Origin of the sequence: Nocardia neocaledoniensis (genome assembly GCF_003182135.1) — a bacterium.
Taxonomy (GTDB): domain Bacteria; phylum Actinomycetota; class Actinomycetes; order Mycobacteriales; family Mycobacteriaceae; genus Nocardia; species Nocardia neocaledoniensis.
This window is the reverse complement of record NZ_QGTL01000015.1, coordinates 176008-188497: the sequence shown is the minus strand read 5'-3', so window position 1 is coordinate 188497 and position 12490 is coordinate 176008. Positions and strand designations below refer to the sequence as shown.

At 67.6% G+C, this 12490-nt stretch carries 12 protein-coding genes and 1 tRNA gene; 7 read left to right on the top strand and 6 right to left on the bottom strand.

What is annotated here, in order from left to right:
• Positions 1–90: 90 nt before the first annotated feature.
• From DFR69_RS30145 to DFR69_RS30135, 3 genes are all read left to right on the top strand, one after another.
• Positions 91–789 carry a DUF8020 domain-containing protein gene (locus DFR69_RS30145; RefSeq protein WP_067982985.1) on the top strand — a complete coding sequence of 233 codons (699 nt, stop codon included), beginning with the start codon at positions 91–93 and terminating at the stop codon, positions 787–789.
• A gap of 140 nt (positions 790–929) precedes the next feature.
• Positions 930–1208, top strand: a complete 279-nt coding sequence (locus tag DFR69_RS30140; protein WP_373867024.1) for a hypothetical protein — start codon at positions 930–932, stop codon at positions 1206–1208.
• Complete coding sequence (locus DFR69_RS30135; protein WP_110041078.1) at positions 1154–1885, top strand: CoA transferase; 732 nt, start codon at positions 1154–1156, stop codon at positions 1883–1885. The genes DFR69_RS30140 and DFR69_RS30135 overlap by 55 nt, the downstream gene beginning before the upstream one ends.
• Positions 1886–1974: 89 nt before the next feature.
• On the opposite strand, the gene DFR69_RS30130 is transcribed toward DFR69_RS30135, so the two are convergent.
• Positions 1975–2910: an alpha/beta hydrolase gene (locus DFR69_RS30130; RefSeq protein WP_110041048.1), complete on the bottom strand. Its 936-nt coding sequence runs from the start codon at positions 2908–2910 to the stop codon at positions 1975–1977.
• Positions 2907–3209, bottom strand: a complete 303-nt coding sequence (locus DFR69_RS35620; RefSeq protein WP_146229465.1) for an SDR family NAD(P)-dependent oxidoreductase — start codon at positions 3207–3209, stop codon at positions 2907–2909. The genes DFR69_RS30130 and DFR69_RS35620 overlap by 4 nt, the downstream gene beginning before the upstream one ends.
• Before the next feature lie 187 nt (positions 3210–3396).
• Between DFR69_RS35620 and DFR69_RS30120 the strand changes: the two genes are divergently transcribed.
• On the top strand, positions 3397–5163 hold the full coding sequence (locus DFR69_RS30120; protein ID WP_110041047.1) for a recombinase family protein: 1767 nt from the start codon (positions 3397–3399) through the stop codon (positions 5161–5163).
• A gap of 349 nt (positions 5164–5512) precedes the next feature.
• Here DFR69_RS30120 and DFR69_RS30115 read toward each other — a convergent pair.
• Together DFR69_RS30115 and DFR69_RS30110 are read right to left on the bottom strand one after the other, a co-directional pair.
• Positions 5513–5586 (bottom strand) — tRNA-Pro (locus DFR69_RS30115).
• An 89-nt stretch (positions 5587–5675) separates the two neighbouring features.
• A complete protein-coding gene (locus DFR69_RS30110) occupies positions 5676–6320 on the bottom strand; it encodes a dihydrofolate reductase family protein (protein ID WP_110041046.1) in 645 nt (214 codons plus the stop codon).
• A 61-nt stretch (positions 6321–6381) separates the two neighbouring features.
• On the opposite strand from DFR69_RS30110, the gene DFR69_RS30105 reads away from it, so the two are divergent.
• Entirely contained in the window at positions 6382–6894 is a 513-nt protein-coding gene (locus DFR69_RS30105; RefSeq protein WP_110041045.1) for a winged helix-turn-helix transcriptional regulator, read from the top strand.
• A 6-nt stretch (positions 6895–6900) separates the two neighbouring features.
• Here the strand turns inward: DFR69_RS30105 and DFR69_RS30100 are convergent, their stop codons facing one another.
• Positions 6901–8505, bottom strand: coding sequence for a sigma-54-dependent Fis family transcriptional regulator (locus tag DFR69_RS30100; protein WP_110041044.1), 1605 nt, complete (start codon positions 8503–8505; stop codon positions 6901–6903).
• A gap of 156 nt (positions 8506–8661) precedes the next feature.
• Between DFR69_RS30100 and DFR69_RS30095 the strand changes: the two genes are divergently transcribed.
• Entirely contained in the window at positions 8662–9777 is a 1116-nt protein-coding gene (locus DFR69_RS30095) for an NDMA-dependent alcohol dehydrogenase (RefSeq protein WP_110041043.1), read from the top strand.
• A gap of 16 nt (positions 9778–9793) precedes the next feature.
• Positions 9794–11302, top strand: coding sequence for an aldehyde dehydrogenase family protein (locus DFR69_RS30090; protein WP_110041042.1), 1509 nt, complete (start codon positions 9794–9796; stop codon positions 11300–11302).
• A 57-nt stretch (positions 11303–11359) separates the two neighbouring features.
• Here the strand turns inward: DFR69_RS30090 and DFR69_RS30085 are convergent, their stop codons facing one another.
• Positions 11360–12487 (bottom strand): NADH:flavin oxidoreductase, encoded by a 1128-nt coding sequence (locus DFR69_RS30085; protein ID WP_110041041.1) that lies wholly within the window; start codon positions 12485–12487, stop codon positions 11360–11362.
• Between the last annotated feature and the right edge of the window lie 3 nt (positions 12488–12490).

Below are 12490 nucleotides of genomic sequence, written 5' to 3'. Positions count from 1 at the left end.
CGGCGGCAGTACCTGCCCACCGGCAAGCCTCCCGTTACCCGACTTCGGTGGCCGGCGCGTCTGAACTCCGACCCCCTCTCGAGGAGCACTATGAAACCCACCCGTCTGGCCGGCGTCTGTGCCGCGACGCTCAGCGCCCTGGTCCTGACCTCGACCGTCGCTGCCGCCGACCCCCTCAGCGTCGACATCGTCCCCGGCGTGAACTACACCGCGTACAAGGACGGAACCGCGGCCGTCATCGAGATCGAGCACGGCGCGCTCATCGTGGACAACGGTCAGTTCCAGATCCGGTCCGACCGCGGCGAGATCCTGGCCGGCGTGCCGCTCGAGTTCAACGTCGACGACATCGCCTTTCCGATCGACGTGGCTATCACCGGCGACACCGCGCGCCTGACACCGGTGCTCGATCCCGCCCGCGCCCACTACCGACCCGTCGCGCTCCCCCACCAGGAACAGGCACCGTGGAAATCTCCGTACGACCGTGAGCAGGCCGCCTGGTCGCGGATGACCTCGACCATCTCGATGGGTGCGGCCGTCGGCGCCATGGTCGGGGCGGTCGGCGCGGGCACGATCGGCTGCCTGCTCGGCGGCGTGACAGCCGGTGTCGCCACCGGGCCCCTGGCATTGCTGTTCGGTGCGGGCCCGCTGGCCGGTTGCCTCATCGGCGCCGCCGCCCTCGCCCCGATCGGTGTGCTGACCGGCGCGATCCTGGTCGGCGCTCCGGTGGCGATCGCGGCCGTCATCCAGTACCAGGACACGGTCAACGCCCCGTTCCCCAGCCAGAAATAGACGGCCGGTGGGCGGCTCGTCGGGGCCGCCCACCGCGTGCCGAGCGAAGCGCCCTCGAGCCCCCGAAGGACACGCACGTGACACAACTCGCGCAAGAGCAAACCTCACCAGTCACACCACCACCCACCCCAGGCCCCGGGATGACCGGGTGGGGTCTGACCGGGATGCTGGTGGTGCTCTACCTCCTCAACGCCTCCGACAAGGCGGTGTTCGGGCTCATCGCTCAGCCACTGCGCGAGGATCTGGATCTGAGCGCCTCACAGATCGGCTTCACGGGCAGCCTGTTCTTCCTCGCTTTCACCGTCGGTGGGTTCCTCGCGGGACCGATCAACATTCGGTCGGCCGCGCGGGTGAACCGCCCGTCATCCCGCTCAACCTGGCGGGTGACTTCGGCGGTGGATCGCTGTACCCGGCGCTAGGGGTGGTCTCCGCGCTGCTGGAGAGTCGTTTGTCGGGCCGAGGGCAAGTTGTCGACGCTGCCATGGTCGACGGCTCGGCATCGCTCATGACACTGTTCTACGGCCTGTTCGCCGCGGGTTACTGGAGCGACGAGCGCCCCGGGAACCGGCTCGACTCGGGCGCACCCTGGTACAATGTCTACGAAACCGCCGATGGCGGCTGGATCAGTTTGGGCGCCAACGAATCCCGCTTCTGGCGCAATCTGCTGCGGATCATGGGTATCGACGAAGCGGAGCTGCCCGACCAACACGACAATTCGCAGTGGCCCGCGATGCGGGAAAGATTCGCTGCCGTATACCGCACCAGAACCCGCGACGAATGGTGTGCTCTCGCAGCCGGCCAGGAAGCCTGCGTGACTCCGGTGCTCTCGCTCACCGAGGCACCGAGGCACCGAGGCACCGAGGCACCGAGCAATCCACACCTGCGAGCCCGCGGCACCATCGTCGATGTCGAAGGAGTCGTCCAGCCCGCTCCCGCACCGCGTTTCAGCCGCACACCCGGTGCGATCCAGCGACCGCCGGCCGGACACGGTGAGCACACCGACGAGGTGCTGGGGGGAGTGGGGCTTCAACCCTCGCCACTGCCCGCGGTCGCGAATTCAGCCCGGCCGCAAAGGTTCTCATGGAACAGTTGCTGACCCACCCGATCGATCAGGACGAACCGACGCCGGGCCGGTGAGTCGGGCCGGGAAGGCTCGCCGACCCGACTCACCGTGCGGACGGTCCGTCAGAGATGTTTGGTGAAGAAGGGCACGAGGCGGTCCAGCGCCTGCGATACCGCTTCGGGTTGGTCGTAGAGGTCGTAGTGCGTCACGCCCTCCAAGACGACGAGTTCCTTGTCCTTGGACGCGGCGCGCTGGTAGAGCTCGAACGCGTCGCGGTAGGCGCCGAACGCGCCGGGCTTGTCTCCGACGACGAGGCACAACGGCTGGGTGAGCAGGATCTCCGCGCGGGTGTAGGCATCCCAACCGACGAGGCGCGCCTGCCGCGAGAACAGAAAGCTTGTGCGGCCGTTGGGTTTACGCCCGCGATCGGTCTTGTAGTACTCGGTCGCCTCGATCAGGTCGACATCGGTCAGACCGGCCTGCGCGGCCGCTTCCGGAGACGGTGGCAGCAGATCGTTGACCTGCTCGTCCTTGCCGCGAGCCTCGGCGGTGCGCTGGGCGGCCATCGCCTCGAGCGCGCCGAGCGGGTCGTATTCGGTGAAGCCTTCGAGCATTCGCCGCCCGACATTCGCGCCGGTCACCGTGCCGAGGGCTTTGATGCGTCGTTCGGTCATGGTGGCGCTGACGGCGTAGCCACCGCCACCGCAGATGGCCAGTACACCGATCCGGTTCTCGTCCACCCAGGGCTGGGTGACCAGATAATCGATGACGTAGCTGAAGTCCTCCGCACGGAACCCGGGGTCCTCGATCAGGCGCGGTTCACCCCCGCTGTCACCTTGGAAGCTCGCGTCGAAGGCGATCGCCACGAATCCCCGCTCGGCCAGCGCGGTGGCGTAGATATTGCCCGAGGTCTGTTCTTTACAGCTGCCGGTCGGGTGGGCACTGATGATCGTGGTGTATTTCCGTCCGGCGTCGAATCCCGGCGGATAGTAGATATCTGCCGCGAGGTCCCAAGCCAGGGCCTTGATACGAACGTGTTCGATGTTATCGGTTGTCATGAGCTTCCTCTCTCCTCAGGTGGGAGTCGTGGATCCGTCCGCGACTGGCGTGGGCTGTTACGACGGACCGCGCGCGGGCGGCCCATCGCGTTCCCAGCCCGCCCACCGCCCCCGCCAAGAGCAGGCGGCGCGCAGTGGGATCGGTTGCCAGCCAGGTGCCCCGCTGCGTTGCGCGCCGCCAACACCACCTTCGTCCCCGCGGCGGCAAGCCGAAGCGCGGTCTCTCGACCGATACCGCTCGATCCGCCGGCAACGACGGCGACCTGCTGCTCAAGTGGTCGGAGCTTGATCCTTCGCATCCGTGATCCCTTCAGAACGGCTTCCAGCGAGAATTACGTATTATGCTTAGCCGAGGCCACGGTGCGTCTACCCGATTCGGCTACTCCGAATCAGCGGGCCGAGAATTCCCGCAGCGGCCCCCCGAACAGTGCGCAGGAGGCCGCTGCGATCACTTGACGGGGCGGGGTTGAACCCGGTGAGCAACCCATGTCCGCCATCTACCGCGATCACGGCGCCGGTCACTACCGGGGCCAGGTCGGAGTTGAGATCCCCGAGACATCCCGGAACTGGCAGCTGGCGCGCACCAACGCCCTGATCGAGGGCCACGGCAGCATCGTCGCCGAGTTCTTCGACATCGGCCAATCACGATCCATCCCATGGAAACGCCGCCCCCAAGCCAGCCGCCTGCTCGAACTGCTCCGCGACCCGAACCGCGGGTTCGACGCCATCGTCATCGGCGAACCCCAACGAGCCTTCTACGGCAACCAATTCGGGCTCACCTTCCCCGTGTTCGTCCACTACGGCGTCGAACTCTGGGTCCCCGAGGTCGGCGGGCCGATCGACCCCGACTCCGAAGCCCACGACCTGATCATGTCCGTCTTCGGCGGCATGTCCAAAGGCGAACGCAACCGCATCAAGATCCGAGTCCGCGCTGCCATGGCAGCCCAAGCCCGGGTCGAAGGCCGCTACCTCGGCGGACGACCACCCTACGGCTACACCCTCCAAGACGCCGGACCACATCCCAACCCCAGCAAAGCCGCCGACGGAAAACGACTACACCGTCTGGCCATCGATCCCCCCGCAGCAGCCACGGTGATGCAGATCTTCCAGCAGTACCTGGCGGGTGTAGGGATCTTTTCCATCGCTCAGCAACTCACCGCTGCAGGAATCCTGTGCCCCTCGGCCTATGACCCGTCCCGCAACCGTCACCGCTCGGGAATCGCATGGTCCAAAAGCGCAGTCCGAGCCATCCTCACCAACCCCCGCTACACCGGCCACGCGGTCTGGAACCGACAGCGCAAGCAAGAAACGCTCATCGATGTCGACGACGTGGCCCTCGGCCACCAAACACGGCTGGCCTGGAACCCGAGAACCGACTGGGTCCTGTCCGACCAACCCGCCCACGAAGCGATCGTCGACCGCGCAACATTCGAACAAGCTCAGTCACGACTGGCCTCTCGCGGCCCTAAATCCACTGGCCGCGTTCTACAACGACGAAAGCACCCGTATGCGTTCAAAGGCTTGTTGACACACCAGGCCTGTGGACGTCGGATGCAGGGATCGTGGAACCACGACCACGCCCACTATCGCTGCCGCTACCCCGCCGAGTACGCGCTGGCCAACACCATCGATCACCGCCCCTCGGTGTACCTCCGCGAAGACCAGCTGATCGGCCCGCTGGACGCGTGGCTTGCACAGACCTTCCATCCCGACCACATCGAAGACACACTCACAGCACTGCAAGCCGCGCCGCCGGACCACTCCACTGAAACCGACTCCATCGAACAGCTCATCAAGACATTCGATCGAAAGCTCGATCGCTACCGCGAAGCCCTCGATGCCGGCGCAGACCCCGCGACCGTGGCCGCATGGACTCAGGAGACTCAAGCTCAGAGGAGGGAAGCTGTCGCGAGGCTGTCAGTCTTGAACAACTCAACAGGGCTGAAGCCTGATCTGAGCAGAGAGAACATCCGCACCCTGGTGGACAGCCTCGGTGGCATGTTGCAGGTACTCCGTCACGCCGACGCAGATGACAAGAATACGGTCTACCGCCAACTCGGGTTGAAGCTGACCTATAGAGACGAAACACGGGTGGTGATCGCCGAAGCGACACCACCCGTGGGCGTACTGTTTGTGTCCGGAGGGCGACTCGGACTCCCACACGCATGGCACCTCGAAGCGGGATGCGGCTGGGCGTTGCTCCGGTTCCTTCACACTTCTGGGGACTCTCCAGGAAGCGGGCGCGGCCCGTAGCAGCACACGCCGGCTTCACCACATCACCACCGATCCTCACCTGATCGACGTTGAGCCCTTCCGATGCCGGTCGAGCTACCCGGAGCGGATTCCGTTGTCATCGCTACAAACTCGCCCCCGGATCGCACACTGATCCGCACAGCCCAGTACGCGATCGTGATCTCCATCACTAGATCGCACGGAACCGCCGAATCCAGGCCCCATGGGTCGTGCTCATCCCGAATCTGAACTGGCACATGACCCGCTTGAAGCCATTTTTGTGCTGTAACTGTGTGTATCGGCCGAAACACGTCAAGTACCGGGACATGAGAAAACCCCCTCCGACCCAGGTCAGAGGGGGTTTTCACTGTCGGGCTGACAGGATTTGAACCTGCGACCACCTGACCCCCAGTCAGGTGCGCTACCAAGCTGCGCCACAGCCCGTCTTGCCCCCGTTGCCGGGTGCTCGGAAAGATTACCGCACGACTCTTCGTAGGTACTAATCGGCTGGTAGAGGGGCTGTTCTGGGGGTGTCAGGGGCGCCAGAAGAAGTGGTGGGTGACGCCGCTGGGGCTGAGGACCTGTTCGTGGCGGAAGCGGGTGGTGAGTTCTTCGGGGGTGGCCCAGAGGCGTTCGCCGCGGCCGAGGGTGAGGGGGGCGACGGCCACGTGCATGGTGTCGATGAGGTCGGCGTCGAGGAAGGCGCGGACGGTGGCGACGCCGCCGCCGATGCGGACGTCCTTGCCGTCGGCGGCCTCGAGGGCGCGGGCGAGGGCTTCCTTCGGGGTGGCGTCGAGGAAGTGGAAGGTGGTGTCGGAGAGGGTGAAGGAGGGACGCGGGTGGTGGGTGAGGACGAAGACGGGGGTGTGGAAGGGCGGGTTGTCGCCCCACCAGCCCTGCCAGTCGTGGTTCTCCCACGGGCCACGCTGGGGGCCGAACTTGTTGCGGCCCATGATCTCCGCGCCGATGTTCACCGCGTAGTCGCGGGTGATGTAGTCGTCGAGGCCGTAGGTGCCGCCGGGGTCGGTGCGGTTGGGCCAGTGGGCGGTGGCGCCCGCCCAGGACATGAAGTCGGCCGGGTCGGCGTGACCGAACGGGCGGTCGAGGCTCTGACCCTCCCCGGCACCGTAGCCGTCGGCGGAGACCGCGAAGTTCTGGACGCGTACCTGAGGTGACATCGGAGACCCTTCTGATTGCGTTCTGCAAGTAGTTGAGAACGTACTCTAAACTGATCTCGTGATGCAACCAGTTTCGCCGAAAAAGTTGCCGGTGCCGCCGGGGAAGTCGGGGTGTCCGATCAACCGGACGGTCGAGTTGCTCGGCGATCGGTGGAGCCTGATCGTGGTGCGCGACATCATGTTCGGCGGGCACACACACTTCCGCGAGTTGCTCACGGGGTCGATCGAGGGCATCGCGTCCAACATCCTGGCGGCGCGGTTGGCGAAACTGGTCGAGGCGGGGCTGCTGACCCGCGACGACGATCCGAGTCATCGGCAGAAGGTCGAATATCACCTGACTGAGGCGGCGATCCAGCTCGTCCCCGTGCTGGCGCAGCTCGGCGCGTGGGGCGCGACCTGGCTCGAGACCACGCCGGAGCTGACCGTGCGGGCCGAGCTGCTGGCCGCGGGCGGGCCGCCGCTGTGGGACCGGTTCATGGACGAGCTGCGCGTCATCCATCTCGAGCGCGCCCCGGCGCCGGCCGACGGCGTCCTGGCGGAGTTGACCGCCGCCTATCTGGCGACGAAGGGATAGCGGTCCTCAGTACGCGGTGATTCGGAGCGCGCGCATCTTGGCGTACAGCGTGGTGCGCGAGATGCCCAGGTCCTGAGCGGCTTTGACCTTGTTGCCGTTGTTCCTGCGCAGGCCGTCGACGATCACGTCGCGTTCGGCGCGGTCGATCGGCGCGAGCGGGCGTGCCGGTTGCTGGGTTCGGTAGGCCTCCGGCAGATCGGTGATGACCACGGCTCCGGCCCGTCGATTCCGGACGACGTGGGCGACCACGGCGTGCAGCTCGCGCAGGTTCCCCGGCCAGTCGTGGGCGGACATCGCCGCGAGCGCGCCCGGGGTGAAGTGCAGGGAGGGGTCGGCGCCCGCTTCACGCAGCATCGTGGCGACGAGCTCGGGGATCTCGCCGCGGCGCCGGGTGAGTGGGGCGAGCGCGACCCGGTCGGTGCATTCGCCCGCCAGCGCGGCGGCGGGGCCCGTCAGCAGCTCGGTCGGGCCGCTGACGAGCACGACGCGGGGCAATCGCCGCTGCGCGACATGGGTTTTCACCACCTCGATGAGCTCGTTGGGCAGCAGTTCGAGGCCGTCCACGCAGACCGAGCCCTGCCGGGTGCGGACCAAAGCCGCGAAGTCCCGCGCCCAGGCGTCCGCGCCGTCGAGCAGTGCGTCCGCGGCGGTCAGCACGGTCACCGGCAGGTCGGTGGCGTGTGCCCGCGCGGCTCTCGACCGGCCCGATCCCGGCGGACCCGTGATCAGCAGGGGTGCACCGGTTTCCGGCAACGGACTGGCGCGCTTCGGCGCTTGCCGCTCGTGCGCCTCGACACTGAGCAGCGTTCCACCCGCCGCACCACCGATCCTGGTGGCCTCGACCCGCACGGCGATCCCCGACTCGAGCGTCACGTCGACCACGGCGGTTCGGCGCACTTCGCCCGCCAGAATGCGCAGGAGGGTGAGGTCAGTGGAGCCGAGCAGGTCGGTCGCGAGCTGGTTGGACATCAGCAGGTCGCGTCCGATCGCGACGACCGCCCGCCTGCGGGTCTTGGCGACCTGGAACGCCGCGAGCAGTTCCCGGTCGGAGACGCGACTGCTGTCGAGCAGACGCTGTTCGATGTCGGCGACCGTCCTGCCGACCAGCGGGGCCAACAGCGGACTGGCGGCTTCGGCGGCGGTGGAGATGTTCAGGACGCCTTCGATCCGCCGGGTCGTCGGGTGGAAGATCGGGTGCCCGAAGCAGCTCAGCTGACGCAGCGGCAGCGCGAAGTGCTCTCCCCCGTTGACCGCGACGCTGGTGCGCGTCTCGAGGACCACGCCGGGCGCTGTCGTCCCGATGGCTTCCTCCAGCAGCGAGGCTCCGACATCGACGCCCATGTGGTCGAGGGTCTGGCGCGCGTGGCTGCTCCCGCACCCACGATGGGCGATGTGACCGTCGCGGTCGACCACCATGGTCGTGAAATCGGTGCCTTCCAGCCGCTGGTTGAGATCGGCGAGCACGGGCAGGGCCGCGGCCATCAGCGGACTCGCCTCGTCCACCTCGCCGTAGGTGAGCCGATCGAGCGCGGACGACGGTTCGAGACCCGCGAGGGTGGCTCGATGCCAGGAGGCCGCGATCGGATCACGGGAGGCCTCGATCTCGCTCATCCCACCACCTCGCTCGCCCGATCCGGTCATGCACAAAGGTAGCAAGCGTGGCCTGGGTCACGACTGTTCAGTTCTTGAACACTCGTGACCTCGCGATATTGCGACTGTGGTCTCCATCACGTCCATCGGCGACGTCGACACGATCAGGAGACCGTCATGAAGACCAAGGCCGCAGTCGTCTACCAGGTAGGCAAGCCGATCGAGATCGAAGAGCTCGGGGTCGACAAGCCTCGCGAGGGCGAAGTGCTCATCCGGTATCTGTACGGCGGGCTGTGCCATTCCGATGTGCACATCGCCCGCGGCGATCTGGAGGCGCGGCTGCCGATGGTCCTCGGCCACGAAGGCGCGGGCATCATCGAGGACGTCGGACCCGGCGTCACGCGGGTCAAGCCCGGCGACCATGTCGTGTGCTCGTTCATCCCGAGCTGTGGCACCTGCCGCTACTGCGCCACGGGCAGGCAGTCGATCTGCGACATGGGTGCGACGATCCTCGAGGGCTACCTGCCCGGCGGCCGGTTTCCGCTGACCGGCCCGTCCGGTGAGTACGGCGCGATGTGCATGCTTGGCACCTTCAGCCAGTACGGGGTGATCCACCAGAACTCGTGCGTCAAGGTCGACGACGATCTGCCGCTGGACAAGGCGGTGCTGGTCGGCTGCGGCGTCCCCAGCGGTTGGGGCTCGGCGGTGAACACCGCCGAGGTCGCGCCCGGTGATGTCGTCGTGGTGTTCGGTATCGGTGGACTCGGCATCAACGCGGTGCAGGGCGCGCGGTACGCGGGCGCGAAATACGTCATCGCGGTCGATCCGCTGCGGAACAAGCGTGAGCGCGCCCTCGAACTCGGCGCGACGCACGCCTTCGCCGATGCCGGCGCGGCGCAGGAGATGATCGTCGAACTGACCCGCGGCCAGGGCGCGGACGCCGCGATCCTCATTCCCGACCTGATGACCGCGGAGATCGTGCAGGCGGGCTTCGACGCGGTCGGCAAGGGCGGAAAGGTCGTCCTGACCGGGTTGAACAAGCTCGAGGAGATCAACATCCAGCTGCCCGGCTCGATCATGACGCTGTTCCGGAAGGAACTGCGGGGCAGCCTGTTCGGCGACTGCAATCCGACGGTCGACATCCCGAAGATCCTCGGGCTGTACCAGCGCGGCGACCTCGCGCTGGACGAACTCGTCACCCGCACCTACACCCTCGACGAGGTCAACCAGGGCTACGACGACCTGCTCAACGGCCACAACATCCGCGGCGTGCTCGTGCACAGCCATTCCTGAGACACCGGAGGCAGAGATGACCGAAGTACTGAACCCGACGGACGCGCCCGTGCTGCCGCAGGTCCGCGACTGGCTGGCGACACCGAAGAAACTGTTCATCGGCGGGCAGTGGGTCGACGCGCTGTCGGGCCGCACCTTCGAGACGCGCGACCCCGCCACGGGACAGCTGCTGACCGAGGTCGCGCATGCCGAGGCGGCCGACGTCGATCGGGCGGTGCACGCGGCGCGCAAGGCGTTCGAGGGCGAATGGTCGCTGTGGACGCCCGCGCAGCGCCAGCGGTTGCTGTTCCGGGCGGGCGAGGCGATCTACGCCCATGCCGAAGAACTCGCGCAGCTCGAATCCCTGGACAACGGCAAGTCCGCCGCTGTCGCGCAGGCCGTCGACATCACCTGGGTCGCCGAACTGTTCGAGTACTACGCCGGCTGGGCGACGAAGATCGAGGGCCGCACCATCCCGGTGTCGGTGCCGTGGGCGCCCGGAACCCAGTGGCACGCTTACACTCTGCGCGAACCGGTCGGGGTGTGCGGCGCGATCATCCCGTGGAACTTCCCGCTGCTGATGGCCGCGTTCAAGATCCCCGTCGCGTTGGCCACCGGCAACACGGTGGTGCTCAAACCCGCCGAGGACACTCCGCTCACCGCCCTGCGGCTCGCGGAGATCCTGGCCGAGGTCGGGCTGCCCGACGGGGTCTTCAACGTCGTCACCGGCTACGGCGACGCGGGTGCGGCGCTGGCCGCGCACGACGACGTCGACAAGATCGCGTTCACGGGGTCGACCGAGGTCGGCCGCCAGATCGTGGACGCGGCCAAGGGCAACCTCAAGAAGGTGAGCCTCGAGCTCGGCGGCAAGAGCCCGCAGGTGGTGTACGCCGACGCCGATCTGGATCTGGCGATTCCGGGCACCGCGTCCGGGTTCCTGTTCAATCAGGGCCAGACCTGCACCAGCGGGACCCGACTGCTGGTGGAGGACAAGATCTTCGAGGAATTCACCCGCGGCGTCGCCGAGGTCGCCGCGGCGAGCAGGCTCGGGCCGGGGCTGAACCCCACCACCGAGGTAGGCCCGCTGGTGTCGCAGACGCAGCTCGACCGGGTGCTGGGATACGTCGACCAGGGCCTGCGCGACGGCGCCCGGGCACTGACGGGCGGCAAGCGCCATGGCGACCGTGGCTATTTCGTCGAGCCGACTGTGCTGGTCGACGTCGACTCCTCGTTCAGCGTCTACCGCGAGGAGATCTTCGGGCCGGTCGTGGTCGCGACACCGTTCGACGCCGAACGCGGTGTCGCCGCCGCGGCGAACGACACCCCGTACGGGCTGGCGGCGTCGGTCTGGACCCGGGATGTGTCGAAAGCGCACCGCACCGCGCGCCAGATCAAGGCGGGCACGGTGTGGATCAACGCGCACAACGCCTTCGACGCGGCGCTGCCTTTCGGTGGCTACAAGCAGTCCGGCTGGGGTCGTGAGCTCGGGGCGGCCGCGATCGAGGCCTACACCGAGCAGAAGTCGGTGAACGCGTTCCTCGGCTGATCGGTGCACAGGGCTCCGGTACCGGATGCGGTACCGGAGTCCGTTCGGCTGCCGGAGCTAGCTGAGGGTCTTCAGCGCCGTGGCGTCGTAGGGCTTCAGCTCGTCGGTGCGGCCGGCGAGGACCTTGGCAGCCCACTCGGGGTCCTGCAGCAGGGCGCGGCCGACCGCGACCATGTCGAATTCGTCGCGCTCCATGCGGTCGAGGAGGTTGTCGATGCTGCCGAGTTCGGCGCCCTCGCCGGTGAACGCGCGCAGGAAGTCGCCGTCGAGGCCGACGGAGCCGACGGTGATGGTGGGCAGGCCGGTGAGCTTCTTGGTCCAGCCGGCCAGATTCAGGTCCGAGCCGTCGAATTCGGGCAGCCAGTAGCGGCGGGTCGAGGCGTGGAAGGCATCGACGCCCGCGGCGACGAGCGGCGCGAGGATCGCCTCGAGCTCCTGCGGGGTGTCGGCGAGGCGGGCGCGGTAGTCCTGCTGCTTCCACTGCGAGTAGCGCAGGATCACCGGGAACTCCGGCGAAACCACAGCGCGGACCGCCGCCACGATCTCGGCGGCGAACCTGGTGCGCGCCACGGGATCTCCGCCGTAGGCGTCCTCGCGCCGGTTGGAGCCCGCCCAGAAGAACTGGTCGAGGAGATAGCCGTGGGCGCCGTGCAGTTCGACGCCGTCGAAGCCGATGCGCTCGGCCGCCGCGGCGGCTTCGGCGAACGCGCCGATGACGTCGTCGAGGTCGGCCTGGGTCATCGCCTTGCCCACGCCCTCGGTGCCGTCGACACCGATGCCGGAGGGGCCGACGGCGGGCGCGTCGGCGAACGGCGGCTCGCCCTGGTTGCGGACCATGCCGATGTGCCACAGCTGCGGGACGATGGTGCCGCCCGCGGCGTGCACGTCGGCGGCGACCTGTGCCCAGCCCGCCAGCTGCTCCTCGCCGTGGAAGCGCGGCACCCGGTCACTGTTGCCCGCCGACTCGTGGCCGACATAGGTGCCCTCGGTGACGATGAGGCCGACGCCGGCGGCGGCGCGACGGGCGTAGTAGGAACGTACATCTTCGCCGGGGACTCCGTTCGGCGAGAACATGCGCGTCATCGGCGCCATCGCGATGCGATTCGGGACGGTCAAGCCGTTCAGCGCGACGGGCCGGGACAGGATCTCGGCCGTGCGGGCGAGCTCGGAGGTGGTGACGGTCACAAA